This window comes from Comamonas trifloxystrobinivorans, assembly GCF_043359985.1.
In the GTDB taxonomy this organism is placed as follows: domain Bacteria; phylum Pseudomonadota; class Gammaproteobacteria; order Burkholderiales; family Burkholderiaceae_C; genus Comamonas; species Comamonas trifloxystrobinivorans.
Map to the genome: position 1 here is coordinate 15,601 of NZ_JBHZGV010000016.1, position 26,882 is coordinate 42,482.

Here is a 26,882-nt window from a genome sequence, read left to right on the forward strand (position 1 = left end):
GAATGGATCGGGCTCAGGGCCGTGGCGCGGCCGCTTCAATAATGGCAATGATGGCTTCTTTTTGGGCTTGGCGCTCGGGGCTGACCCAGGGCTCGGACTTCGTGTTGGCGCTCGAGCCGTGCACGAGCACTATCGGATACTCCAAAACACTCAGGCTCTGGGCCAGAGCCAAAGCGGATGGCAGATTATCACCTTTGCTGTTGCGCTGCGGGCCCAGATCGACGCGAGCCTGGTCGACCAAAAAGCGCACCACCTCTACCTGGCCTTGCTCCATGGCCAGAGCCAACGGGGTTTGGCCAGTCCCGCTTTGCTGATTGAGGTTGATGCCTCGCGCCAGCAAGGCAGCCAACACCGGCAGGTTGTTGTTGTCACCGGCCAGACTGGCGATAGCTTCTGCGGTGACTTCAATACCCTTTTCGACCAGCCAGCGCTGCGCAACAACACTCCAACGCCTGGGCTCAAACGGCCCGATTTCTGACAAGCGAGCGCCATGGGCCAACATGTACTCCAGCACTTCGGTGCCGCAGCCGCATTGCCTCAGCGCCAAATACAAAGGGGCCAATGGCTGGTCCGCCGTGCTGCCGTAGCGTTTGGGCACCACCGCCTTGGCGTTGATATCCAGGCCCCAGTCCAACAAGCGCTGCACGGTGGCAGGCGAATCCAGCAGCATGGTGTGGAAAAGCGTGGCTCCGCGCGAGTCGGCCACCCTCGGGTTCATGCCTAAGGCCAGTAAGCGCTCCACCAGTGCCGGCTGCGAGCCGCTGGCCACCAGAAAATCGACATCCAGATAGGCCTGACCGCCAGCGCGCAACAAGGCATCCAGCACCTCCACGGGCGTCTGGCGCTGCAATACACACTCCATCGTGGCGGCACTGCCCACTCGGGCGCCGGCTTCGCGCAAGGCATCCAGCGCGGTCACACGCTCCGAAGCGCTGGCCTCGCTAGTACAGATGGTGGACAGCCACCGATCGCCATGCGCCGGAATCGATGGCCTGGCCGCCTGCTTGTCTCGCGCCACCCATTGCAAAAAGAAGTCACTGCGGCCGGCATGCCAGGCTTTGCGGGCCAGTTCCTGCGCTTCTTCCCCGGTCAGTCGGATAGCCGAGCGCTGCCATAGCGCATCAAAAATATCGTCGCGCTTTTTCTCCAGCGCCAGCAAAAAAGGCGACAGTGGCTGCACAAAGCCATGCTCTACCAAGGCGGTGGCCACCGTCGGTGCCGTGCTGGCCGATGCCAGCAATTGCTGTTTCCAGGCGGGTTGGCAATCGCTGGCGCGGCTACCCGCGTCTGGTGACGTCAGCATTCCGATCAGATCCATTTCCACTCGGCGGTTTTTTGCTCTGCCCATGGCCAGGCTGTTGTCTGCTACCGGCTGGCTGGCGCCTTTGCCTTCGCTATAGACAGGCCAGTCGGTGTGACGCTTTAGCCAGTCTTTGAGCGCTTGTGCGCGCTGCTCGCTCAGCGCCTGGGCATCCGGCTCGTCAGCTGCTGCATGGCCTACCGCAATCAGCACCTCTATGTGGTTGTCGCCCACTTTGCAACGCAACTCTTCCAGCTTGCTATCTTCTTCCTCCGATATCCGGACCGAGCCTGGCAGGAAGAAAATATCCAAACTATAGGACGTTTTGTAGCTGGTGCTGTGCGCTGGCAACGCAAACACCAAAGCAGCTGCCAGCACGCCCATATGCAAGATGGTCCGCATCTTCTCCTCCCTGTGATTCAGCCTTCTTCTGCCCGTCCAGCCACTGCCTGTGGCCCTAGTGACGCACCACAGCCGCAGACCCGGTCGGGCGCAATATCTCCAGTATCTGTGTTTTCTTCTGCGCCAAGTTTGTGTCAAGCATGGGTTCATGCTCCGGCGGACACCATTTGGCCGGCACTGAAGATATGCAAGGCCGCCAGCGCCGGTAAATATCCAGCGCTTCGACGCGCTCCAAAGGTGTCAGCGCCTGTTTGTCGTGCTCCAGGCGTACGGCTTCGTCGCCCACGCCAGCATTCACAAAAAACCGCACCAACGCCACCTGCCAACGGCTAATAGCCTGGGCCAAGGCTTGTCGGCCTGCTGCACTGTCCCAGACAAAAGCGCCTTGCGCCTGCAAAGCCTGGAACACGGGCAACGCATCGTCGCCGCGCTCCTGCAACAAGCCTAAGACAAGCGCCAATTGCTCTGGCGGAACCTGCACGCCGCTGGCCAGCAGCCAGATCTGCACCTCGGGGCGCTGCCTGGCGGCGTTCAAGCCCTGCAATGCCGGCACTGTCGCCCCCTGCTCACGCATCCATTGCAATACCTCCAATGGCGCATAGCCCAGCGCCAGCAATATTGGTGTATCGCCATCCTTTTGACGCGCATTGATGTCAAGACCCGCATCCAGCAGGCGCTGAGCGTCAGCCACGCTGTTCAAGCGGGTGCTGAAAAACAGGCTGCTGCCGTTGCTCGACCGCGCCCGGATATCAGCGCCAGTAGCCAGCAGTTGCTGCAGCACTTGGGGATGCGGGCCAGCGGCCACCACAGCTTCCGGGGTGACAAAACGCGGCCCATCATTTTGCAAATACCAGGCCACTAGGCCAGGCAAACCTTGCTTCACCGCGCACTCCAAGGGCGCTGCGTCCAAGCTGCGCGCACCCAGCTGGTAAAGCGTTTGGGTCGCTCTCAGTTTGACGCTCTCGGCCGCCGGGCTTTGGCACACTGCCAGCAGCAGGGGGTTGCGCTGCTTTGCTTTCAAGTTGGCCTGGTTTTGGCGCACCCAAGCCAGCGCATAGTCCAGCTCGCCCGCGTCCAACGCGGCTTGGGCCACCTGTGAATGTTGTTGGTGGGACAAGGCAATGCCGCCGTCTTGCACCAGCGCGGCAAAGATATCGGGACGCTTTTCGCGCAAGGCCACCTCAAACGGCGCAGTTGCGGCCAAGCGATAGTCGCGGATCCAGGCTTTGGCCACGACAGGCGCCGTGCTTGCATTTGCCAGCAAGTGCTTGACCCACTGCGGGCGGCAGGGCTCGCGTTCGGGGCCCGGGCGCTGGTCAGGAATCTGGAACACCATTTCCACTTCCACGCGCCGGTTTTTGGCTTGACCGGTCGGTGTTTTGGGGTCGGCCACCGGTTGTGTGGCGCCCTTGGCCTCGGCTTCCACCGGCTTACCGGTCAACGCCTGCAGGTATTGTTGGACAGCCGCCGCCCGGCGTTCAGAGAGGCCTTGCGGATCGCGCTCATTGCTGGAAGCGTGGGCAGAGACCACGACCAGCTCCAAACCATAAGGCACGGCCTTGCAGGCTTGCACATCCAGCCGCTCCAGATACCGGACCTCCAGCTGCGCACTGTTTTCTGCAAAGAACAGATCGGCCGGAAAGGCAATCTTCCCGGCCTGCGCAGGCCCGGCCAGCAGCAGAACCAGCAGTACGGCCAAGCATGCTGCAGCCCCTGCTCCAAATCGGGGCCATGGGGCGTGCATGCCGGTACGCCTGGATTTACTGCGCCGGGTCGCGCAGTTCCCAGCGGATCTTGTCGATTTCGGCCAGCACTTCGGGCGACAGCTTTACTTCCCAGGCGTTCAGGTCTTCTTCGAGCTGCTCCATGGTGCGCACGCCGATGATGGTGCTGCCCACTTGCCATTTGTGGTAGCAGAAAGCCAGAGCCAGTGCGGTGGGCGTGAGGCCGTTGTCGCGGGCGAGCTGGTTGTAGCGCTTGGCGGCAACCAGGGCTTCGGGGCGGCCCCAGCGCTGTTTGCGCACCGATTCGTAGCCGGCAATGCGGCATTCCTGGGGCGCGTTGGGGCCGGTGATGCCGCTTTGGTCGTACTTGCCGGTGAGCAGGCCAAAGGCCAGCGGCGAGTAAGCCAGCAGCGAGACGCCCAGGCGGTCGCAGGTTTCGTCCAGGCCGTTTTCCCAGCTGCGGTTGACGAGGCAATAGGCGTTTTGCACGCTGGCCACCCGCGGCAGGCCGTGCTGCTCGGCGAGGCGCACAAATTCGTGCACACCGTATGGCGTTTCGTTGGACAGGCCAATGTGGCGGATCTTGCCGGCTTTGACCAGGCCGGCCAGCGCTTCGAGCTGCTCGCGGATCGTGGTTTCGCTGGTTTCTTTTTTCGGGTCGTAATAGAGGTTGCCGAAAGCGGGCACATGGCGCTCGGGCCAGTGGATCTGGTAGAGGTCGATCACATCGGTTTGCAGGCGGCGCAGGCTGGCGTCGCACGAGGCCACGATGTCGGCGGCCGTCATGCCCTTGCCTTCGCGCACCCAGGGCATGCCGCGCGAGGGGCCTGCCACCTTGCTGGCCAGCACCACCTGTTGGCGCTTGCCGGGGTTGGCCTTGAACCAGTTGCCGATGATGGTTTCGGTAGCGCCAAAGGTTTCGGCGCGGGCGGGCACGGCATACATTTCGGCAGTGTCCCAAAAGTACACGCCGCGCTCAAGCGAGCGGCTCAGGATGGCCTGCGCGTCGGCCTCGTTCACCTGTTCACCAAAGGTCATGGTGCCCAGGCAGATGGGCGATACCTTCAAATCACTGCGGCCAAGTTGGATGTCTTGCATAGGAATGGTTTTGCGGGAGCGGTGAAAAACGCCAGTGTAAAACCATTCGGAGCTGCGCCTGCCGCCTATGCACGGCGACCGGCGCAGCCAAGCAGCCAGGTATCAGCCCGGCTCGCGCAGCTCCAGCTCCAAACTGACCACGGTGTGGCCCGACTGCGATTGCACGCCAAACTTGGCACCCATGCGCTCAGCCCGCGCTGCCATGCTGCGCATGCCGACCGATTGGCCGGCCTGCATGACCGCCTCCACATCCAGGCCCACGCCGTCGTCTTCCACCAGCACCAGCAAACGGCTGTGGCGCGCTTCGGCGTTCCATTGCACATCCACCAGCACCTTGAGCTGGCGCGCCTGGCTGTGTTTGACCACGTTCGACAGCGCTTCTTCCATCAGGCGCGTGATTGCCATGCACTGGATGGCCGTGGGCCGAATGCCCCCATACCAGTGCTGGGCCACGTTCCAGACCGAGGCCACACGCATCGCGTCCAGCATCTGCGTGCTGCGGTGGCGCAGCGGAGCCACCAACTGCACAGGCGTGGCAGGCACGGTGGCATTGGCGCTGGAGCCGTAGTCGATCATCTGGCGCAGATCGTCGCGCAGACTTTTGAGCAGCGAGAGCACGCGCTCTTTGGACAGGGGCGTTTTGGACTGCTCGACCAAGGCCATGCCGCGCACCAAACTGGCGCCCAGGCCGTCGTGCAGATCGTGGGCGATCTCCATGCGCTCTTGCAGCTTGGCATTGGCCAGCGCCTGGCCGTGCTCGCGCTCCAGCGCGTAGCCCAGCTGGTTGCGGGCCACGGTGACGCGGTCTTCCAGCTCATGGTTGAAGCGCTCGATCTTTTGCATGCCAGCGGCAAAACGGGTACCCACCAATACGGCCAGCAGCAAGGTGGTGAGCGGTGCCGCCACTGGGCCCCAGGTATCGTGTGCCTGCCAGTTGCGCAGTATCAGCAGCACGTCATGGACCGCTACCAGCAACAGCATCAACCAGCACAGCGCCAGCAGCGCCAGCCGCCAATCGCGGCGCTGCAATGGGGAGCTCCAAACATGCCACTGCAGCTGCAGACAAACCGCCATGCCGATGAGTGCAAAGCCGCTCCAAACAGCAAAGAGCGCGCTGGGCACCCAGACCCTGGGCACCAAAGCCACCACCAGAATGCCCAGCAGCGCCGCCGCATACAAAGCCCGCTCCAGGCGCGGCCATTGCTGCTCGCTGAAACGCCATGTGAAGCGGCAAAACCCCAGCTGGTAGAGCACAAACAACACGATGTTCAGCCGCGACAGGCCCAAGGAATCGGAGAACGGCCAAGGCGTAGTGGCAAGCAAGGTGGCCAGATAGGCCGACCAGCTGAGCGACACCAGCGCGTACCAGCCCAGCGCCTGCTCCTGGCGGCGCAGCAGCCACACCACCAAAAACAACACACCCACCGCTGCCCCCATGCCTGCGGTCAGCGTGTATGCCGTGCGCTGGCGCCAGGTTTTGTGCTCATACAAAGCCTGCACTTCGCTGGCCGCCCCCAGGCGCAGCGGCCCCAGGCCGGGCGACAGTTCGCGCACACCGACTACCCGTACCCACAAGGTATTGCTGCCGCTGCGCAGCGACGATTCGGGCAACAGCCACCAGCGGGGCTTGTTCCAGCCACGCGACAGCGGCTCCACCAGGTCCGCATCGCGCCACAACAGATCGTTGTTGCTGAACACCTCGCCAGCCATGCTGAAGCCATCTATGCCCAGTGCCAGGGGCCTGCCGTCATCGACACAGTGGCGCTGCCAGACAATGCGGTACCAGACTGCGCCGCCCCAATCGGGCCAGCGCTGCGTCCAGGTGTCAGGCAGTTCGATATCTACCCAGCCATGCTCGGGCCGCACGCCCAAGCCGTCGCGCGCCGCCTGCACGCTGAGGATTTGCGGCGCACAGGCCTCCGGCCCATGGTTGGCCCGAGCGGGCAGCGGCAGCAGCCACAGCACCAGCAGTGCCAGCGCCAGGCAGCGATACAGCCAGCCGTTGCCCCCAGCCGGAGCTCTCGGGCTCATTCAATCACTCCGCGCGCACGCGCTGCGGTCACGGCGCTCAGGCGTGAGGACACGGCCAGCTTGCGGTAGATGCGCTTGATGTGCGTGTCCACCGTGTAGCGCGACAAAAACAGCTGCTCGCTGATTTCCCGGTTAGACAAGCCATCGGCCACCAGGCGCAAAATCTGCACCTCGCGCTCGGTCAGGGTTTCAACCGGCTCGGCCACCGGGGCGCTGCCGGGCGACGCCGCTGCCGGCACCAACTCCAGAATGCGCCGCGCAATAAAGGGGTCAATCGGCGCGCCGCCGCGCAAGACGCTGCGGATCGAGAGCAGCACCTCAAAATCTTCCCGCTCCTTGAGCACATAGCCCGTGGCGCCCGCACGCAGCGCGCCCAGAATAGATTCTTCCGAGCTCCAGGCCGACACCACCAGAATGCCCAGGCCCGGGTCTTCGGCACGCAGCTGGGCAATCAGCTCGCGGCCATTGCCATCGGGCAAATGCAGATCCACCAGGGCCAGCGCCACCGGCTGCTCGCTCAACAAGGCACGCGCCTGTGCCAAGGTGGCAGCAAACAGCAGCGCATCGTCGCCATAGCCCAGTTGCTGCAGCACGCCGCGCAGGCGCTGTTGCAGCAAAGGCTCGTCCTCCACCACCAGCACGGGCGTGGGCAGCAAGGTGTCTTCAAGTGCAAAGGCGAGTGGTGTGGTCATGGGAGCCCATCCTAGGGCAAGCGCAGCAGCTGGCCTATCCCCTATTCGGGGTATTTTCAGGGGCAGAGCGAACTTTTTTTGGGTGAAAACTCGGCCTCTACAAGCCCCAGACCTGCCGCAGTTGCTGCAAGGTGGCTACCAGCGCCGGGTCGTGCTCTTTGTCTGGCGCGTAGACAAAACCCAGCTGCGCGGCCACGCGCACATGCGGCCAGATGGCCAGATCACCCTGCTCGGCACCCGCCAAGGCGCGCTCCTCGCGCAGCAGCGCCAGGCCCAGGCCGGCACGCACCAGGCTCTCGGGTGCGGTGGCGCTGTCGTTTTCGATCACCTGGTTGGGCTGCAGGCCTTGGCGCGCAAACAGGTTGTGCAGCAAACCATGCAGGTGGTGAGCGGCTGGCGCGCCAATCCACGGCAGTTGCGCCAAATCGCGCCAACCCGCTTGCAATATGCGCGCTTGCATGGCCTGCGGCGCGACTATGCGGTAGTGCAGCGTTTGCAAATGCTGGGCCGCCAGATCGCGCGGCATGTGGCTGCCTATGTAGAAAGCCGCATCCACACCGCCTGTGCGCACTTGCTCGTACAGCTCTTGCGCCCAGCCGTGGCGGGTTTTGATCTCCAGCAGCGGCAAAGCCGCCATCAGCCCGCGTAGCAGTGCGCCCAGGCGTAGCGAATCCGGGTCGGTCACGGTGCCGATGAGCAATTGCCCGGTTACCTGGCCCTGCAACTGTTTGGCATTGCCCTGCAGCTGCGCCGCCGCAGCCAGCACTTGCTGCGCTTGCGGCAGCAGCTCTTCGCCCGCCTTGGTGAGGCTGATGCGGCCGGGCCGGCGGTCGAACAGCGCTACGCCCAGCTCTTCTTCGAGCGCTTTGATTTGGGCGGTGATAGCCGGCTGCGTCAGGTGCAAGGTTTCGGCCGTGCGCGTGACGCTGCCCAAGGTGGCAGCGGTCACATAGGCGCGCAGTTGGTACATCTCCATGGCGCAAGCCTAGCCCAGAGTGGACGTGGCAACACCGCGCACAGGCGACGGCCTAGGGAACTCCCTAGAGGCTTTGCACACAATGCCTGCGGGAGTTTGCCTGGGCCAACGCCCAGCGAGCGCCGGCTTCAAGCGTCCAGATAGCGAATCTGCGTGGGCTCAATGCCCAGGCGAACCGCTGTACCCGTGGGCAGCATGGCAATGCCGGCATAGTGCGGCTGGTCGGCCACCACAGCTACCTCGCCCACGCGCACGCGGTAGCGCGAGAACTCGCCCAGAAACTCGGCGCTTTCCACCAAGCCATCGAGCCAGACGCGCGAGGCGTCGCCCGCGTCGTCGCGCACTGCAATCTGCACCTGGTGCGGGCGGAAAGACAAAGCCGCCGGCCCAGCCGCAGGCGCTTGCGCCGGCCGGGGCAGCTGCAGCACGCCCAGCCCCGGCACCGAGAACTGCAGGCTGTTGCCGCTGAGCTGGCTGATCTCGCCGGCCAGCACATTGGCGGTGCCGACAAAGCCGGCCACAAAGCGGTTGGCCGGGTAGTCGTACAGGCCGGTGGCCGAGCCCACTTGCTGCAAGATGCCTTTGTCCAGCACGGCCATGCGGTCGGCGGTGGTCATGGCTTCTTCCTGGTCGTGGGTGACGAAGATGGTGGTCAGCCCCAGCTTGCGCTGCAGGTTTTTCAGCTCCTCGCGCATCTGCACGCGCAGCTGCTTGTCCAGGTTGGACAGCGGCTCGTCCAGCAGCAGCAACTTGGGCTCGATCACCACCGTGCGCGCCAGGGCCACGCGCTGCTGCTGGCCGCCCGAGAGCTGGCCGGGCCGGCGTTGCGCGAAGGCTTGCAGGCCTACCAGCTCCAGCACCTCACCCACTTTGCGCTTGATGGTGTCGCGGCTCTCGCGCCTTTCCACCAGGCCAAAAGCCACGTTGTCAAACACCGTCATGTGCGGCCAGAGCGCGTAGTTCTGGAACACCATGCCGATGTTGCGCGCATGCGGGGGCACGCTGGTGATGTCTTGCCCGCCCACCAGCAGCTCGCCGCGCTGGTGACGGTTGAAGCCGGCAATCAGGCGCAGCAAGGTGGATTTGCCCGAGCCCGAAGGCCCGAGCAGCGCAAAGAACTCGCCCGGCTCGATCTTCAGGTTCACGTCCTTGAGCACTTCGTTGCTGCCGTAGCTCAGGCTGATGTGGCGGCATTCCAGCGATACAGGGTTCAAATGCATGGCCATGGCTCCTCAGTGTTCTGCAGTCTTGGCTGCGGTGGATTGCACGGTGGCGCGCGAGCGCTCCACAAAGCGGTGCGACAAATACGTACCCAGGCCGACGACCACCACCGCCAGCACGCCCAGCGCCGCGCCCGGCCCGCGCCCGGCAATGCTTTGCATGTAGAGGTAGATGCCGTAGCTCATGGGCGCCTGGCTTTCTTTGGACACCAGCATGATGGTGGCCGACAGCTCCACCGCAGCGGTGATAAAGCTGGTGACAAAGCCGGCCAGCATGCCGCCCATCATCAGCGGCACCATCACGCGGCGGATCACCGAAAAGCGGCTGGCACCCAGGCTTTGCGCCGCTTCTTCCAGCGACACATGCACCTGCTGCAATGCGGCCATGCAGCTGCGCAGCGCATAAGGCAGGCGGCGCACCGCGTAGGCCAGCATGATCAGCACCCAAGTGGCCACCACCGGCGTGTCGCTGAAAGGCAGGTTCACGCCCTTGAACATGCGCAGATAGCCAATCGCCAGCACCAGGCCGGGAATGGCCAGCGCCACCGAGGCCAGGTAATCGAGCCACTGGCGCGCCGGCAACTGGGTGCGCAAGATCAGGTAGGCGATGGCGGTGCCAATGACCACGTCCAGCCCGGCCGCCATCAGGCAGTAGAGCAAGGTGTTGGCGATCATGTTGCCCGAGTCGCTGAACACGGTCTGGTAGTGCTCCAGCGTATAGCTGTCGGGCAGCACCGAGAAGCTCCACACCTTGGCGAACGACATCAGCAAAATGCCCAGGTGCGGCGCCAGCACCACCAGCAACACCAGCACGATCCAGCCGTAGGCCAGCACGGCCTCCCACAGCGAGAGCCGGCGCTTTTGCAGCGAGCTGCCGCCTTTTTGCAAGGTGGCGTAGTCTTTGCCCTTCATCATGCGGGCCGACATCCACAGCGCCATGATGGAGAACACGATCATGATCACGCTGATGACGTAGCCCAGCGGATCGTCCAGCCCCACCGAGGTAATGCGCAGATAGGCCTGCGGCGCCAGCATATTGGTGACGCCCATCACCAGCGGCGTGCCCAGATCGTCAAACACCTTCACAAACACCAGCGCTGCGCCCGCCAAATAGCCGGGCATGGCCAGCGGGAAAATCACCCGGCGGAACAGGCGGAAACCGCGCGAACCCAGGTTGAGCGCGGATTCTTCCATGGCACCATCGATGTTGCGCATGGCCGCCACCAGGTTCAGCAAGATGAACGGAAAGTAGTGGATGCTCTCGACAAACACCACGCCCACCAGGCCTTCCATCAGCGGAATGCCAAAGCCGAACCAGTCGTCGAGCAACAGATTCACCGAGCCGCTGCGGCCAAAAATCAGCTGCAGCGCCACCGCGCCCACAAACGGCGGCATGATCAGCGGCAGCACGCCCAGCGTCTGGATCAGCAGCGCGCCGCGAAACTCGAAGCGCACCGTCAAATACGCCAGTGGCACCGCAATCACGCTGGCAAAAAACACGCTCGCCAGCGACACCAGCAAGCTGTTGATGAACGACTCGCGGAACACCGTCTGGGCAAAGAAATTGCCAAAGTGGCCCAGGGTCAGGCTGCCGGTGTCGGTAACAAAGGCGGTGTAAACCACCAGCCCCACCGGGATGATGAGAAAAGCCAGCAAAAACAGGCCGATCAGGATGAAAGCCAGCCAAGGCCCCCAGCCCACGCCGGCCAGCCCGCTGCTGCGGCTGGCCGGGCCCAGGGTGGCCACCTGCGCTGTAGTAGGTGCAGTCATGCAATGCTCCTCGCCCGCAGCGGCGCGGCGGCCGCTGCCAGGCGCTGGTCCAGAGGGTTACTTGGCGCTCTTGGCTTCGTTGGCCAGCTGCAGAGCCTTGTCGTAATTGGCCTTGGCCTTGTTGGCCCAGATCTGCTCCATGCCGGTCAGCTCCTTGGCCACGGCCACATCGCGGCGGCTCTTGCGGAACAGCTCCAGAAACTGCTCGTCTTTGACATTGGCCTCACCCACCAGCGGCGTATACGCCAGCGATTTGGCTTGCTCCAACAGCTCCTTGCCCTTGGCGCTGGGCTTGGCGGCCAGCGCGGCCTCGGCCTGCTGGATGGCCTTGGTGGCTGCCTGCAGCTCTTTCAGGCGGAAAGTCACCATCTGGTCGAACAGGCTGATGACCACCGCATAGCGCGATTCGGACAGGTTCGAATCAAACTGCACCTTGGCGCGCTTGGCCACCTCTTGCGGCACCGGGTAGCCGGCCGGCGCCTTGAGCTGGTCGTACGGCAAGATCGGCAGGCGGCTGATCTTGGGATCGAACAGCAACTGCTGGCCCGCCGCCGACATGGTGAAAGCCATGAACTTCTTGGCCTCGTCGGCGTTCTTGGCGCCCGCAATCAGCGCAATATTGGCCGGCACCACGGCCGTCATCGCCGGGTAGGCAAAATCCACCGGAAAACCCGAGTACTTGCCGGCTAGGCCAAAAAAGTCGATCACGATGCCGATGCCGTACTGGCCGTTGTTCACGCCATCGGGCACGGCAAAGCTGCGGTCGGTCACGGCGGCGGCATTGCCCATCATGCGCAGCAGCTGGTTCCAGCCTTTTTCCCAGCCTTCGCCTTGCAAGATGGTCTCTACTGTCAACTGCGTGGTGCCCGAGCGCGAAGGCGAAGAAATCGCCACATGGCCAAAGTATTCGGGCTTGGTCAGGTCCACCCACTCTTTGGGCGCATTGAGCTTGTGCGCCTTGAGGTAGCGGGTGTTCCACATCATGCCGTAGCCGGCCAGCGCCTGGCCGTAGTACAGGCCTTGCGGATCGTTGAGCGGGTAGTTGCCGATCTTGGCTGGCGCGTTCTTGTTCACCGTCTCGGGCGCGGTCTGCAGCAGCTTGTTGCGCGCCAGCACCTCGAAAGCATCAGGCGCGCTGGCCCACATCACATCGGGGCGCTGGCCTTCGGGCAGCTCGCGCACATAGGCCACCGAGGCGGTGGTGTTCTTGTTCAGAATCTCCACCTTGGTACCGGGGTTGGCCGCCTCGAAAGCCTTTTGGTAAGCGCTGGTCAGCTCCTTGGGGAAGGAAGTGAGCACGGTCACCGTGCCCGCCTGCGCCGCAGCGCCCCAAATGCCGGCCGCAATGGCCAGGGCCAAGTATTTCTTTTGCATGGTGTTGTCTCCTGATGTTGTAGTGAGGCAAAGGCAGTGCTCAGCCTCCCCAATGTAAGCAGCACTGGCAAGAGCGGCCAATCATGTTTTCTGATGCGCGGCATCACCACCAAGCTGCGTCGGGTAATCCCGCAGACCTTGGTGCAGCGCAGCAAACGAGCCCAAGACAGTCACCCCGGCGGCTTGTGCAACTGCAGCAAACACAGCGCCTGTGGCATGCTTGCCAGCCATGAGCACACCGCAATCCGCCCCCGCCTACCAGCCGCAACGCCAGGCTGCCGAGCAGCAACTGAGCATTCGCCACCACCCTTACCACGTGCTGCAATGGGGCACGGGCCGCGCCCAGCCGCCGCTGGTGCTGTGCCATGGCTGGATGGATGTGGGCGCCTCTTTCCAATTTGTGGTGGACCAGTTCAGCCCCAACTTTGCCGCTGGCCGCACCATCATTGCGCCCGATTGGCGCGGCTTTGGCGCCAGCCGGCGCGAGCCCGAGCCGGACCACTTTCCCTTTGTCGATTACCTGGGCGATCTTGATGCCCTGATCGACTGGATCAGCCCGGACGCACCGGTCGACCTGCTCGGCCACAGCATGGGCGGCAATGTGGTGATGCTGTATGCCGCAGCCCGGCCTGCGCGGGTGCGCCGTTTGGTGAACCTGGAAGGCTTTGGCATGCCCGCCACGCAACCTGCACAAGCGCCGCAGCGCACCGCGCGCTGGCTGGACGAGATACGCGAGCTGCGCAACGGCCAAGTTGGCATGAAGCCCTACCCCAGCGCCGCCGCCGTGGCCGCGCGCCTGCAAAAGAACAACCCGCGCCTGCCGGCCGACAAAGCGCTGTGGCTGGCCCAGCATTGGGCCGCGCCCGCTGCAGACGGCCAATGGCACGTGCTGGGCGACGACGCGCACAAGGTGATCAGCGCGCAGCTCTTTCGCGCCGACGAAATGCTGGCCAGCTACGCCGCCATTGCCTGCCCCACGCTCATGGTGAAGGCCGAACCCGACACGATGGCCGGTTTCTGGCAAGGCAAATACACGCAGGCCGAGTTTTTGCAGCGCCTGCAACAGGTGCGCAATGTGCGCCTGGCCGACCTGCCCGAGGCCGGCCACATGCTGCACCACGACCAGCCGCAGGCGCTGGCCGCGTTGATTGAGGGTTTCCTCGGGTGTTGAGTCACTCACTCATTTATTGATAGCAATATCTTCTTTCAGTACATCAATAAGTAGCAAAAACCGCACCCGTAAATCAATCGAAATTGATCACAAAAAACTGCCATGCAATTGATGCAAATCAGTGACATGCGCAACGACCAGCTGACTCAAAACTTACCCACTGGTCAGCGTAACATTCCCTCACTACTATCGCCCCCTTTCAACCATGCAAAGGGGTTCCCTCCATGTCACACCAGCTGGAGTTTGAAGGCCAGTCGATTGCCGCCCAGGCCAACGAAACCGTGCTCGATGCATTGCTGCGCGTGGGCGCTCCGGTGGCTTTTTCCTGCAAAGGCGGCTCTTGCCACACCTGCATGCTGCAGTGCACGGCCGGCAAACTGCCAGAGCGCGCCCAGCGCCACCTGCCCGCCCACCTCACACGGCTGGGCTACTTTCTGCCCTGCCAGTGCCAGATCAGCAGCGACATGGTGCTGCGCCCGCCGCAGCCGCAAGACCTGGTGACCATCTGCACCCTGTGCGACACCAGCGGCCACGCGCAAGGCAAAGTGCGGCTGCTGTTCGAGCCCCAATCCAAGCTGCGTTACCGTACAGGCCAATTGCTGCGCGTGGTAACGGCCAACGGCAGTGAGCCGGTGATCGAGATCACCTCCGACCCGGCCATCGACATGGTGATGCACGGCGAGCTGCGAGCCAGCGCTGACGAGCCCCTGCCCGCCATGTTCGGGCCCGATGCGGAGTTTGGCCTGGTGTTTGAAGTACGCGGCCCGTTTGACGGCGCGCCCGCCCAAGAGCTGCCCATGCCCGCCACCGATGCGGCGCTGTGGCAAGAGCTGGGCAATGGCGCCACCGTGCGTGCGGTGTTGGAAGATTTTTACCCCAAGGTCTACGCCAACGCGCAACTGGCGCCGTTTTTCCGCGGCGTCACCATGCAGCGCGTGATAGACAAGCAATACTCGTTCCTGTGGCAAGCCATGACGGGCAAGAAAATTTACTTTGGCGACCGCCCGCGCAACGCCCACCACTGGATGATCATCACCCACGAGCTGTTCGACCTGCGCCAGGCGCTGATGGAGCAAACCCAGCGCGAACACGGCCTGAGTGACGAACAGATCGCCCGCTGGAGCCAGTTTGAAGAGTACTTCCGCCCCGACATGGTCAAAAGCACCGTCTGGCCGCGGCTGGAGCGCGGCGTGGAAGTATCGAACGAAGGCTTTGCCCGCGAAGTGCTGTCCGAAGGCAGCCTCTGCGACCACTGCCACAACGAAGTAGACAAAGGCGTGGAAGTGCTCTACCACCGCCGCACCGGGGCCATCAGCTGTCCCGATTGCGCGCCCGCCCTGGCCTAGGCTCACTAGAATGGCGCGAACCATCAATCCCGCGCCATGCAACTCTCCTCCGCCCTCCAAGCCCGCATTCAACACGCCTTGCAAAGCTTTGCCGTGCAGCGCTTGGCGGCGGCTGAGCAAGCTCGGGCTGCCGTAGCCCTGGTACTGACCGACCAAGCCCTGGGCGCCGATTTGCCTGCCATGCCCGCACCAAGTAGCTGGAGCGACGAAGCCGCCCTGCTGCTGACACGCCGCGCCCTGCATTTGCGCAACCATGCCGGCCAATGGGCGCTACCCGGCGGCCGCATCGAACCCGGCGAAAGCCCCACCGAAGCTGCGCTGCGCGAAGTGCAAGAGGAAATTGGCTTGCAGCTGCCTGCCACCCAGGTATTGGGCTGCCTGGACGACTACGCCACCCGCTCAGGTTTCGTCATCACGCCTGTAGTGGTGTGGGCCGGCCCGGTGCGCCAGCTGCAACCCAACCCGGACGAAGTAGCCAGCATCCACCGCATTGCACTGGCCGAGTTGCTGCGCAGCGATGCGCCCTTGCTGGACGCCAACGCCCATTCGCCCCACCCCGTTTTGCGCATGCCTTTGGGCGACAGCTGGGTGGCCGCCCCCACCGCCGCCTTCCTCTACCAGTTCCGCGAACTTTGCCTGCTGGGCCAAGCCACGCGTGTGGCGCATTTCGACCAACCCACCTTTGCTTGGCGCTGAATAGCAACGCAGCCAACGCGCACGGCCATCCACCAGCACAACTCTTGCAGGCTGTTGGCTGTTGGCTGTTGGCTGTTGGCTGTTGGCTGTTGGCTGTTGAGGATGTTCCTCCACCCCTTTCAGCCAGCGCCTGCGATCGGAGTAAACGGCGGCGGTTTGGCTGCCGCAGGACAGCCAAACTTCGTGAACTGACTTGCGGCGGCTGCTTGAGCGGAGAGCCTTGGCTCGCAGCGAGTTTCGCCGCACGCCGGTGTTTGCTTCGAGCGCAGGTAGCCCCGAAAGATTCGCTACGCGAAGCTTTCGGGGACGCTGGATGTGGGGCAGATTTTTCGCCTCCCTTTTTGGCTGTGCAAAAAGGGAGGTCGCCTGCCGGGGCGAGTCCCGGCCAACTGCGGCAAGCAGAACAGCGCAACGCCAGTTAAAAATCAGTCTCCCCGGCATCTGCGCAAAGCGCAGACCTCCCCGCCAGGGAAGCAACCGCTCGCCGCAACGCGCCCGCAACCAGCGCCAGCCAGCCGCAGCCAACAAAACCCGGCAGCGCCAGCTATATAAACAGTCTGGGCGCCAGCCAGTCGCTGCAAGCACAAACCCCAATTCTCAACCCCTATTGCCTGGAAAGGCAAATAAATTGATAGCACCCCACCCGTACCACAGCAGCATTTGTTGCCCATTCAACCATTATCTGTAAGCAAAAGCACCACAATCGCCCCCCCGCCAGCGGCGTGAGACAATAGCGGGCTTGATTGCCAGCAAACAGGATACAAAGAACATGGAAGCAGAACGCATCAACCAGATCGACAACACCCTCGAAGACCTGTCCAACCGGACACAAGAGCTTCGGAGGTATCTTTGACTACGATGCCAAATACGAGCGCCTGCGCACGGTAAACGCATCGCTGGAAGACCCCAACGTCTGGAACGACCCTAAAAAAGCCCAAGAACTGGGCAAGGAAAAAAAGTCGCTCGACTCGGTGGTCCTCACCCTGCAAAAGCTCACGTCCGAGCTGGCCGACAACGCCGAGCTGTTCGAGATGAGCAAGGAAGAAGGCGATGAAGCCGGGCTCGAAACCATCGAAGCCGAAGTCGCCAAACTCAGCCCGCTGATCGAAGAGCTGGAGTTCCGCCGCATGTTCAGCCAAGAGGCTGACCCGCTCAACTGCTACATCGACATCCAGGCCGGCGCCGGTGGCACCGAGGCTTGCGACTGGGCCGGCATGCTGCTGCGCCAGTACCTCAAGTACGCTGAGCGCAAGGGCTTCAAGGCCACGGTCGACGAAGAAACCCCTGGCGACGTGGCCGGCATCAAGAGCGCCACCATCCACGTCGAGGGCGAATACGCCTACGGCCTGCTGCGCACCGAAACCGGTGTGCACCGCCTGGTGCGCAAAAGCCCTTTCGACAGCTCGGGCGGCCGCCACACCAGCTTCTCGTCGCTGTTCGTCTACCCGGAGATTGATGACTCTATCGAGATCAACATCAACCCCTCCGATGTGCGTACCGACACCTACCGCGCCTCGGGCGCTGGTGGCCAGCACATCAACAAGACCGACTCCGCCGTGCGCCTGACCCACATCCCCACCGGTATCGTGGTGCAGTGCCAAGACGGCCGTTCGCAGCACAGCAACCGCGATGTGGCTTGGCAGCGTCTGCGCTCGCGTTTGTACGACTTTGAAATGCGCAAGCGCATGGAAGAGCAGCAAAAGCTCGAAGACACCAAGACCGATGTGGGCTGGGGCCACCAGATCCGCAGCTACGTGCTGGACAACAGCCGTATCAAGGACTTGCGTACCAACGTCGAAGTCTCGGCCACGCAAAAAGTGCTGGACGGCGATCTCGACGTCTTCATCGAAGCCTCGCTCAAGCAAGGCGTGTAATCGTCAGCGCCAGGGCAGCCTAAAAGCTGCCCTGGCTTTTGACACTCTGTATATAGATACTTGGCGCCCGGCCCCGTGCGGGGTGCCAGCAAAAACCACCGCTAGCAATGCCTCCCATCGAAGCGCTGATCTTTGACATGGACGGAACCATGGTCGACTCCATGCCCTGGCACAGCCAGGCCTGGGTGGAATACGCTCGTCGCCACAGCATGCAGCTCGACGTGCCCGCCTTCATGGTGCAGACCACGGGCAAAAACGCCTTTGAATGCGCCTGCGCACTGATGGGCCGCACCGTCAGCGCCGAAGAATCCGAGCGCATCACCGCCGAGAAGGAAGGCATCTACCGCGAGCTGTTTGCCGCCAACTTCAGCGCAGTCAGCGGCTTTGAGCGCTTTCAGGCGCAGGCCCGCGAGATGGGCCTGAAAGTGGCCATCGGCACCGCTGGCGACCAGGACAACGTCAACTTCGTGCTGGGTAACCTGCACATGCAACCACCGGCGCAAGCCATTGCACGCGGCGACGAGGGCTTGCCCGGCAAGCCCCACCCGGACATCTTTTTGAAAGCCGCCGAGCGCCTGAATGTGGAGCCGGCGGCCTGCGTGGTGTTTGAAGATGCGCCCCACGGCATAGAAGCCGCGCGCCGCGCCGGCATGCGCGCCGTAGGCATTGGCACCACGCACAACGCCCAAGACCTGAGCGGCCCCCATGTATTGGCATGGGCGCCCGATTTTTCGACCCTGCTGAACAAGCAATTTCTGGAGAACCTCCATGATGCGTGAAGGACAAGCACATACCGTGTACCGCGCCGACTACCAGGCACCGGCATGGTGGATTGACACGGTCGACCTGACATTCGACCTGGACCCGGCCAAAACCCGCGTCCTGAACAAAATGCGCGTGCGCCGCAACCCCGACGTGCCCGCCCAGCCCCTGCACCTCAACGGCGACGAGCTCAACCTGGCCCGTGTGCTGGTCAACGGCGCCGGCACCTCGTTCAAGATGGACGGCTCCGACCTGGTGCTGGAAAACCTGCCCGAAGGCAGCGAACCGGTGGATTTGGAAATCTTCACCACCTGCGTGCCCGAGAAAAACACCAAGCTGATGGGCCTGTACACCAGCAACGGCTCGTTCTTCACGCAGTGCGAGGCAGAAGGCTTCCGCCGCATCACCTACTTCCTGGACCGCCCCGATGTGATGTCCATGTACACCGTGACGCTGCGCGCCAACAAGGCCCAGTTCCCGGTGCTGCTGTCCAACGGCAACCTGGTCGAGCAAGGCGATTTGCAAGGCACGGGCAACGAAGGCCGCCACTTTGCCAAGTGGGTTGACCCGCACAAAAAGCCCAGCTACCTGTTCGCCCTGGTGGCCGGCAAGCTGGTGGCGCGCGAGCAAAAAATCAAAAGCCGCGCTGGCAACGACCACCTGCTGCAAGTCTACGTGCGCCCCGGCGATCTGGAGAAAACCGAACACGCCATGAACTCGCTCATGGCATCCATCGCTTGGGACGAAGCCCGTTTTGGCCTGAGCCTCGATCTGGAACGCTTCATGATCGTCGCCACCAGCGACTTCAACATGGGCGCCATGGAAAACAAGGGCCTGAACATCTTCAACACCAAATACGTGTTGGCGAGCCAGGCTACGGCCACCGATGCCGATTACGCCAACATCGAATCGGTGGTAGGCCACGAATACTTCCACAACTGGACGGGCGACCGCGTCACCTGCCGCGACTGGTTCCAGCTCTCGCTCAAAGAAGGCCTCACTGTCTTCCGCGACCAGGAGTTTTCCATGGACATGGCCGGCAGCGCCTCGGCCCGCGCCGTCAAACGCATTGACGACGTGCGCGTGCTGCGCACCGTACAGTTCCCCGAAGACGCCGGCCCCATGGCCCACCCGGTGCGCCCCGACAGCTACCAAGAGATCAACAACTTCTACACCGTCACCATCTACGAAAAAGGTGCAGAAGTGGTGCGCATGCAGGCATCGCTGGTGGGCCGCGAAGGCTTTGCCAAGGGCATGAAGCTGTACTTTGAGCGCTTTGACGGCCAGGCCGTCACCTGCGACGACTTCGCCCAAGCCATTGCCGACGCCAACCCCGGCTCGCCACTGGCGCAGCACCTGCCCCAGTTCAAGCGCTGGTACAGCCAATCGGGCACGCCCCGCGTGGCCGCCAGCGGTGCCTACGATGCCGCCGCGCAAACCTACACCTTGACGCTCTCGCAAAGCTGCCCGGCCACCACCGGCCAGCCCAGCAAAGAGCCGTTCGTCATCCCCGTCACACTCGGTTTGGTGGGTGCCGATGGCAGCCAACTGGCCATCAACATCCGCGCTGTAGAAGGCCTCTCCAGCTTTGCCAACAGCGCCACCAGCCACACCGTGGTGCTCACACAGCCCGAGCAAACCATTGTGTTTGAAGGCGTTGCGCAAGAGCCCACGCCTTCGCTGCTGCGCAACTTCAGCGCCCCCGTGGTGCTGGAAATGGACTACAGCGACGAAGCCCTGCGCCACCTGCTGGCCCACGACGAAGACGCCTTCAACCGCTGGGAAGCCAGCCAGCGCCTGGGCCTGCGCATTGCACTGCAAAACGTGGCAGCGCGTGCCAACGGCACCGGCGCCAGCGACCAGCTCAACGCCAACATCCTGCCGCCCGCCTACGTGGAAGCCATGCGCGCCGTGCTGCGCGACCCGCAGCTGGACGCCGCCTTCAAAGACCTGGCGCTGACGCTGCCTTCTGAGGCCTACATCACCGAACAGCTGGAAAGCGTAGACCCGCAAATCGTGCACCAGGTGCGCGAAGCCATGCGCGCCCAACTGGCCAACGACCTGGCTGCCGACTGGGCCTGGGCTTACGAGCAATGCAGCAACACCGGCGCCTATGTGCCGGACGCTGAGAGCGCCGGCAAGCGCGCCCTGGCCGGCCATGCACTGTTGATGCTGTGCGTGGCTGCCCGCCAATCGGGCGACAAAGTGTGGCCGGGCAAAACCCTGCAGCGCTACAAAGACGCCGGCAACATGACCGACCGCTACAACGCGCTGAGCGCCCTGGTGGTGAGCGGCAGCCCGCTGGCCGAGGCCGCCATCAAGAGCTTCCACGCCATGTTCCAGCACGACGAGCTGGTGATGGACAAGTGGTTCGCCCTGCAAGCGGGCGCGCCCGATGTGGACGGCAACGCCCTGCCCGCCGTGCGCCAGCTCATGAAGCTGCCCGACTTCAACATCAAAAACCCCAACCGCGCCCGCAGCGTCATCTTCAGCTACTGCAACGGCAACCCCGGCGGCTTCCACCGCGCCGACGGTGCTGGCTACGCCTTCTGGGCCGAGCAAGTGATGTCGCTCGACAGCTTCAACCCGCAGGTTGCTGCTCGCCTGGCCCGCGCCCTGGACCGCTGGAAAAAGCTGGCCGAACCGTACCGCACGGCCGCTGGCGAAGCCATCGCCAAGGTAGCTGCCAAGCCCAAGCTGAGCAACGACGTGCGCGAGGTGATCACGCGCGCACTGGCCGACTGAGATGGGCCAGCGCCTGCTCCAACACCAACTGAGCCAAAGCCTGTTTGCTTTGGCCAGCTTGGCTACAGGCGCAGGCGCAAGCGTTGTTGGTGCTGGCGTAAGCACTGGCATATTGGCCACTGCAGTTGTCGCAGGTACAGCCAGCAGCTCCACCGCCCACGCGGCCAGCAGCCCGGGCAGCCCTTTTCAAAAGCGTTTTCAACCGCTGTACACCACGGTATTTGCCGAAGGCGGCCGCTTCAGCGGCAGCGCCATGAGCGCTGACCTGGAAACGCTGGAGCCCTACCTGCAGCAGCTCCGGGCCAGCAAGCGCGAAATCTTCTTGTTCTACTACACGCAAGCCACCGTCTACGGCCGCCGCAACTTGGCAGCCCCGGCAGCCAAAGCCACGGCGAAAGCGCTCGCCACCATCCCGCAAACCAGCGACCCGGAACTGGCCTACGCTCATTTCTTTCTGCGCTACTCCAGCATTCGCTGGTTGGCCGACAGCCAGCAGTACGAAGAAGCCTTGGAGCAAATACAGGCCTTCCAAAAACAATACCCGCTGTGGCAAGTGGGCAACCTGCCGCTGGAAATGCGCTGGGAAAAGCGCGGCAACGAAACGCAGGCGCGCGACTACCCTACGCAACTGCAAATGCTGGGCGTATACGAAGACGCGGGCTACGTGCTGCACGAGCAAGGCCGCTACCGCGAGGCACGCCAAGCCAACGAAACCTTGCTGCCCTTTGCACAACAACGCCTGCAAACGCTGGGCATGCCCGAACGCCTGCGCGGCCTGCTCAGCAACCTGGCACAAAACTGCTATGAGCTGGGCGATTTTCAGCAAGCCGGCAAATACCTGCAGCAGCGCCTGGACATCGCCTACAAAGCGGGCGACTCGGCCACCGTCTACGACAGCTACTTTCAGCTCATGGTCTTGGCCCACGAGCAAAAACAAAGCCAGCAGGCCCAGCACTGGCTGGCCGCCTACGAAGAATATGCAACAGCCCAGAAGCACAGCGAACAGCTGGCCCGCGCCAAAGAACTGCGCGCTGACCTGGCACGCATGCCAACAGCGCGCAAAACACCTTCAGCGCCCTGACGGCCCCGGCCACCCTGCCTGCCGCTTCTGAGCCCCAACCGATTCAAAACAGTTTTTAAGGAGTTAAACCCATGAAAAGCAAAATCAGCCTCTCGCGCTACCTTGTTGAACAGCAACGCGTTGACGGCCTCATCCCCGCACAACTGCGCCTGCTGATCGAAGTGGTGGCCCGCGCCTGCAAGCGCATCAGCCACAGCGTCAACAAAGGCGCGCTGGGCGACGTGCTGGGCACCGCCGGCAGCGAAAACGTGCAAGGCGAAGTGCAGAAAAAGCTGGACATCATCGCCAACGAAGTGCTGATCGAAGCCAACGAATGGGGTGGCCACCTGGCCGCCATGGCCTCGGAAGAAATGGACAGCATCTACCTGGTGCCCAACCGCTACCCGCAAGGCGAATACCTGCTGATGTTCGACCCGCTCGACGGCTCGTCCAACATCGACGTCAACGTCTCCATCGGCACCATCTTCAGCGTGCTCAAAAAGCCCGAAGGCCACCCCGGCGTGACCGAAGAAGACTTTCTGCAACCCGGCACCCAGCAAGTGGCCGCCGGCTACTGCGTCTACGGCCCGCAAACCACGCTGGTGCTCACCTTTGGCGACGGCGTGGCCATGTTCACGCTCGACCGCGAAATGGGCTCCTTCGTGCTCACGCAAGAAAACGTGCGCATCCCCGAAGACACCAAGGAATTCGCAATCAACATGAGCAACATGCGCCACTGGGACGCCCCTGTGAAACGCTATGTGGACGAATGCCTGGCCGGCGTGGAAGGCCCGCGCAACAAAGACTTCAACATGCGCTGGATCGCCTCCATGGTGGCCGACGTGCACCGCATCCTCACCCGCGGCGGCATCTTCATGTACCCCTGGGACAAGCGCGAACCCAACAAGCCCGGCAAGCTGCGCCTGATGTACGAAGCCAATCCCATGAGCTGGCTGGTAGAGCAAGCCGGCGGCGCCGCCACCAACGGCCGCCAACGCATCCTCGACCTCCAGCCCACCAAACTGCACGAGCGCGTGAGCGTGGTCTTGGGCTCGAAAAACGAAGTCGAGCGCGTCACCAAATACCACCAAGAAGCCTGATTGCCCCATTTTCGTTTTCAGGCCGAAATTTCACGCTATAATTTCGTTCTAACGCCGGTGTAGCTCAGTCGGTAGAGCAGCTCATTCGTAATGAGAAGGTCGCGTGTTCGATTCATGTCTCCGGCACCACGCAAATAAAGAAAACCCCGCTATCAAAACGATAGTGGGGTTTTTCTTTTGTGCGGCCCTGTAGGCAATCTGTAGGCAAATCTGCCAAATAGGTTTCTTGGCGGTCCATTCCACCCTCCCCCACCAAGCGACCAAATTTCATACATCTAGCCACACATTGATGGTTTTGCGGTGGTACAGGTGGAACAGGTGGAACATCCAGTATTCATGCGGGTTTGCGGTGCCCCACAGGGTGGAACACCTGGTGGAACAGGTGGAACACCGGCCAGGCTGCCATGGCGCCGCGCTCGATGGCCACCACAGTTCTTTGTAGAGGGGGTGTATTCGCCCACGGTGCGCTGAAACTTGAAGCCCTCACCCCAGCAGCATCGGCAGCAGCTGCTCTTGACCTCGGCCAGCTCGCGCGCATCAGCAAAGGCGATCAGGCCCAGCTCCATGACCACACGGTCAGCCGTGACCTGCGTGCGCTCCTGCAGCTGCTTGCGTGCCTCTGCAATGGCTAGCTGAACTGGAGTTTTCTGGAGTAGCTGATAACCGATCTGCTCAGCCATCTTGGATTTCGTGGATACCGGGCTGGATACCAGCGCCTTGGATACCACTCTCTTTGCGTGTGCGTATTGCTCCATCTTTGGTAACCGGCGTGGTAACCGAGGCCTTGGTAACTTGTGCTCCTTGCGCGCGCCCTGCACAAAAACCTAACAAAACCCTACATCTTGTCGGCCTGCGCCTCGCGTGCGCATATTGCTCGCGGAACCTACCGCCCACCAAGACGGCGCTGCACCTCCATGAGCGCCTCCGACAGTCGCATATCGCTGGCGATGTTCATGGCAGCTACAGCAGAGCCGGATAGAAGCAATGCCAACGTGCGCTCCTCGCGCGGCGTCAGGGTCAAGACCTCGTCGCCAACCTCCAGCTTCACAATGCCATCTGGCAGGACCGTCTTGCTCATCGCGCGCGAAGGCGGGTGCACCTCCACGGGTGCGTACACCCCGCGCAGCAGGCGCTTGAGCTGATCGTCATCAACGAGCGCCCGCAAGCGGTCATCTACGATGCTCAGCTTGAGCCCGGTGAGTTCGGCCACGGTTTCGCGCGTGGCCACTTGCTCCAGGTTATAGAGCTCGCACACGGCGTCGTAGATACGCTGTGTGCTTGTAATAGGTTTGATTTCCTTGGGCATCAATTCTCCCCAGTGCCTGCCATCAGTGTTCCAAACGTGGCACCGGGCAGCCGGCGCGCCTCCGGCCCGGGTTTGCGAGCCAACACGCTGGCAATGCTTTGCGCCTGGCGCTGCTGCACGCCCTTGGTGATACCCGAAACCGTTTGTCCAATGCCCAAAAGCGGTACCTTGGCAGAGAGACGGTCAAGCATGTCCAACCCCCGCCCCATCAACAGCGCACCCGAGTTGCTGTTATTCACCGCAGAGCCAACAGGCTGCACTGTGGTGTACTGCGACACATTGCCCACTGCCTTGAGCATGGCAATCTCGTCCTTATCAAAGAACTGCGACAGCTTTTTGGCCCCCAGCGCCAGCAGGGCGCGGTTGTAACCGCTGGCGCCAAAGCGCCCGGTTTCGTCGGCCGCTGCACCTATTGCGGCTTGCTTGAGGTGCAAGGCAATGCTGCTGCGCACGGCCTCCAGCGACTGCGGATCATTGGCGCGCAACTCTTGGGCCAGGCGGCCGGTATCTTGCGCCTTGGCACTGGTGCTGATCACGTAGCGTTGCACGAAGTCATCGGGCGTGGCTTTGCCCTCGTAGACAGCCTTCAGGCCAGGCATGCTCTCCACACGCTGCATCATGGTGCGATTGGCCAAGCGGGCGCGGTTGAATGCGTCCAAAGCCTGCTCGCCAAGTTCAGCGCCAGCAGTTGCAGCAGCTGGTCGACCTGCTGTAGCGCCGCCACGCCCCGCCTCCATCAGCGGTGTATCGTCCAGCGCTTGGCGAACCATGCCCAGCGCCATGCGTTGCTGGCCATCGCTGCTGGCGCGTTGCAGCTTGCCGATAGCGGTCTTGAGCTGCTCGGCATAGTTCACATTAAACGGCACCTCACCCATGGCAATGCGGTTCAGGTGCGTCTGTACGCTGGACGGCAGAGCACCGCCTAGCAGGTTGTCATCCAGCAGCTGGCTGGCCTGGGTGGTGAACGCGTGCCCGTCCAGCGAAGCACTGCGGCCGGCGCTATCACGAGCTTGGGCATACAAGGCGTCAATGCCCAGCTTGTCGGCATCTAGCCCACGCTGCAGCGAACCCATAAGACGCTCACCCGTGTTCACTGCATCGTCTGCACTGGCGGCGCCCAGGCGGTTGAGCGAGTCAATCAGCGTGCGATTGTTCTCGTTTTGCACTCGCGCCAGGCCTTGCAGCCCTGTGTCGCTTGAATTGGCTCCAGTGCGCGCCAAATTCTGCTCACGGGTGATTTGCACAGGGTCTAGACTCAGCGTGCCACGCGTTGGAGTGGCGCCCACCCGCTTGAAATCCAACAGGCGCACAAGCGCATCTGCATTGAGAGAGGTGCCAGAGCGTAAAGCTTTCTCGGCCTCGACCCGCATTCCCTGGCGGATGCCTTCGGGCACCTCCTGCCAGCTAACCCCTGCGTTGCCCATGGCTTGCTCAATCTGTTGCTCCACTCTCTTGGCTCGAATAGGGATCAACACGCTGGCCGATTGGACGCCAGAGCGTGCCGCCTGAACCAGGCCGCTGACACCAAGCCCGCCTGCAAGCCCTGCCGCAAGCTGCGCCCCTTCACCGCCTCCAGCCTCCCGCGCAAGGCCTGCGCCAATGCCAGCGCCAGCCGATCCAGCAATCTGCATACCAGGGTTGGCTGCCATGGCCTGAAACGCCATCTGCAAGGGGCCGCTTGCCTTGTGAAGCGCTGCCGTCACAGGGGCAGCTGCTTGCGCCACCTTGCCAGCAGCCCCGGCCATGCCCGCGCCACCGGCCATAAAACGCGCGGTATCGCCCACCACTCGCTCCGTTTCATTGGCGGGCTTGGGCAGCCCTACTCTGTCAGCAACCCCTGTCATTGCCTGCCCCAGCGGCTTGCTACCCTCCGTATTCACCCCCATGGCGCGCATCAGCGGATCGGTCAGCCAGTGGCGAACTGGCTCGGTCACCACCTCGGCCGCCTGTCCCAAGCCCTCCATGCCGTAACGGGCAGTGAGGCCCACTTGCCGGCCCACACTCTTGGTGTAGTCTGCTGCGATCTGCGCGAGGCTTTGGGGCGGTGCTGGCGCCATGGACTCTGGTGCTGGAGTTCCACCAGTTGGCACGCCGGCTTGCGCAGGCGCAGTGTTAGCGCCTGGTGCCGGGCGGACTATGGGGTCTTGCTCCCAAAGCGGCGCCGCTTGCGCTGCGATTCCTTGGTTTGGCTGCGGTGTCGCTGCTGGTGTTGATGAAGTGATTGCCGCTGGCGCA

At 62.9% G+C, this 26,882-nt stretch carries 21 protein-coding genes and 1 tRNA gene; 9 read left to right on the forward strand and 13 right to left on the reverse strand.

Annotated features, from left to right (window positions below; genetic code table 11):
• Positions 1–13: 13 nt before the first annotated feature.
• The 9 genes from ACFIQF_RS19040 to ACFIQF_RS19080 all read right to left on the reverse strand — a co-directional run bounded on the left by ACFIQF_RS19040 (position 14) and on the right by ACFIQF_RS19080 (position 12,587).
• A complete protein-coding gene (locus tag ACFIQF_RS19040) occupies positions 14–1,702 on the reverse strand; it encodes an ankyrin repeat domain-containing protein (RefSeq protein WP_393945222.1) in 1,689 nt (562 codons plus the stop codon).
• A 55-nt stretch (positions 1,703–1,757) separates the two neighbouring features.
• Positions 1,758–3,401, reverse strand: coding sequence for an OmpA family protein (locus ACFIQF_RS19045; protein ID WP_393945223.1), 1,644 nt, complete (start codon positions 3,399–3,401; stop codon positions 1,758–1,760).
• Between the two features lie 61 nt (positions 3,402–3,462).
• Entirely contained in the window at positions 3,463–4,524 is a 1,062-nt protein-coding gene (locus ACFIQF_RS19050) for an aldo/keto reductase (RefSeq protein ID WP_393945224.1), read from the reverse strand.
• Between the two features lie 102 nt (positions 4,525–4,626).
• Entirely contained in the window at positions 4,627–6,555 is a 1,929-nt protein-coding gene (locus ACFIQF_RS19055) for a sensor histidine kinase (RefSeq protein ID WP_393945225.1), read from the reverse strand.
• Positions 6,552–7,247, reverse strand: coding sequence for a LuxR C-terminal-related transcriptional regulator (locus ACFIQF_RS19060; RefSeq protein ID WP_393945226.1), 696 nt, complete (start codon positions 7,245–7,247; stop codon positions 6,552–6,554). Before ACFIQF_RS19060 ends, ACFIQF_RS19055 begins: the two co-directional genes overlap by 4 nt.
• A 97-nt stretch (positions 7,248–7,344) precedes the next feature.
• On the reverse strand, positions 7,345–8,223 hold the full coding sequence (locus ACFIQF_RS19065) for a LysR family transcriptional regulator (protein WP_393945227.1): 879 nt from the start codon (positions 8,221–8,223) through the stop codon (positions 7,345–7,347).
• A 128-nt stretch (positions 8,224–8,351) separates the two neighbouring features.
• Complete coding sequence (locus tag ACFIQF_RS19070) at positions 8,352–9,437, reverse strand: ABC transporter ATP-binding protein (RefSeq protein WP_393945297.1); 1,086 nt, start codon at positions 9,435–9,437, stop codon at positions 8,352–8,354.
• 18 nt (positions 9,438–9,455) lie between these two features.
• Positions 9,456–11,213: an ABC transporter permease gene (locus tag ACFIQF_RS19075; protein WP_393945228.1), complete on the reverse strand. Its 1,758-nt coding sequence runs from the start codon at positions 11,211–11,213 to the stop codon at positions 9,456–9,458.
• A 57-nt stretch (positions 11,214–11,270) separates the two neighbouring features.
• Positions 11,271–12,587, reverse strand: a complete 1,317-nt coding sequence (locus tag ACFIQF_RS19080) for an ABC transporter substrate-binding protein (protein WP_393945229.1) — start codon at positions 12,585–12,587, stop codon at positions 11,271–11,273.
• A gap of 229 nt (positions 12,588–12,816) precedes the next feature.
• Here ACFIQF_RS19080 and ACFIQF_RS19085 point away from each other — a divergent pair, with 229 nt between their 5' ends.
• The 9 genes from ACFIQF_RS19085 to ACFIQF_RS19125 all read left to right on the forward strand — a co-directional run bounded on the left by ACFIQF_RS19085 (position 12,817) and on the right by ACFIQF_RS19125 (position 23,470).
• A complete protein-coding gene (locus ACFIQF_RS19085) occupies positions 12,817–13,758 on the forward strand; it encodes an alpha/beta fold hydrolase (protein WP_393945230.1) in 942 nt (313 codons plus the stop codon).
• Between the two features lie 224 nt (positions 13,759–13,982).
• A complete protein-coding gene (locus ACFIQF_RS19090; protein ID WP_393945231.1) occupies positions 13,983–15,104 on the forward strand; it encodes a globin domain-containing protein in 1,122 nt (373 codons plus the stop codon).
• A 36-nt stretch (positions 15,105–15,140) separates the two neighbouring features.
• Positions 15,141–15,800 (forward strand): NUDIX hydrolase, encoded by a 660-nt coding sequence (locus tag ACFIQF_RS19095; RefSeq protein WP_393945232.1) that lies wholly within the window; start codon positions 15,141–15,143, stop codon positions 15,798–15,800.
• 769 nt (positions 15,801–16,569) lie between these two features.
• Positions 16,570–17,674, forward strand: a protein-coding gene (gene prfB / locus ACFIQF_RS19100) for a peptide chain release factor 2 (RefSeq protein WP_393945233.1) whose coding sequence is annotated in 2 segments (ribosomal slippage) — positions 16,570–16,650 and positions 16,652–17,674 — 1,104 coding nt in all. Because the reading frame shifts where the segments join, the coding sequence is not laid out codon by codon here.
• 107 nt (positions 17,675–17,781) lie between these two features.
• On the forward strand, positions 17,782–18,453 hold the full coding sequence (locus ACFIQF_RS19105) for an HAD family hydrolase (protein ID WP_393945234.1): 672 nt from the start codon (positions 17,782–17,784) through the stop codon (positions 18,451–18,453).
• On the forward strand, positions 18,443–21,181 hold the full coding sequence (gene pepN / locus ACFIQF_RS19110) for an aminopeptidase N (RefSeq protein ID WP_393945235.1): 2,739 nt from the start codon (positions 18,443–18,445) through the stop codon (positions 21,179–21,181). Before ACFIQF_RS19105 ends, pepN begins: the two co-directional genes overlap by 11 nt.
• A gap of 112 nt (positions 21,182–21,293) precedes the next feature.
• Positions 21,294–22,262, forward strand: coding sequence for a tetratricopeptide repeat protein (locus ACFIQF_RS19115; protein ID WP_393945236.1), 969 nt, complete (start codon positions 21,294–21,296; stop codon positions 22,260–22,262).
• Between the two features lie 71 nt (positions 22,263–22,333).
• Positions 22,334–23,341: a class 1 fructose-bisphosphatase gene (locus ACFIQF_RS19120; protein WP_393945237.1), complete on the forward strand. Its 1,008-nt coding sequence runs from the start codon at positions 22,334–22,336 to the stop codon at positions 23,339–23,341.
• A gap of 53 nt (positions 23,342–23,394) precedes the next feature.
• Positions 23,395–23,470, forward strand: a tRNA-Thr gene (locus ACFIQF_RS19125).
• Here ACFIQF_RS19125 and ACFIQF_RS19130 read toward each other — a convergent pair.
• The 4 genes from ACFIQF_RS19130 to ACFIQF_RS19145 form a co-directional block, all read right to left on the reverse strand.
• Complete coding sequence (locus ACFIQF_RS19130; RefSeq protein WP_393945238.1) at positions 23,454–23,579, reverse strand: hypothetical protein; 126 nt, start codon at positions 23,577–23,579, stop codon at positions 23,454–23,456. The two genes, ACFIQF_RS19125 and ACFIQF_RS19130, sit on opposite strands and share 17 nt — an antisense overlap.
• 37 nt (positions 23,580–23,616) lie before the next feature.
• Positions 23,617–24,021, reverse strand: coding sequence for a terminase small subunit (locus tag ACFIQF_RS19135; protein ID WP_393945239.1), 405 nt, complete (start codon positions 24,019–24,021; stop codon positions 23,617–23,619).
• Between the two features lie 203 nt (positions 24,022–24,224).
• Positions 24,225–24,647, reverse strand: coding sequence for a hypothetical protein (locus ACFIQF_RS19140; RefSeq protein ID WP_393945240.1), 423 nt, complete (start codon positions 24,645–24,647; stop codon positions 24,225–24,227).
• The gene (locus ACFIQF_RS19145; RefSeq protein WP_393945241.1) at positions 24,647–26,704 is read right to left on the reverse strand and encodes a hypothetical protein; all 2,058 of its coding nucleotides are present in this window, start codon (positions 26,702–26,704) and stop codon (positions 24,647–24,649) included. Before ACFIQF_RS19145 ends, ACFIQF_RS19140 begins: the two co-directional genes overlap by 1 nt.
• Positions 26,705–26,882 lie beyond the last annotated feature (178 nt).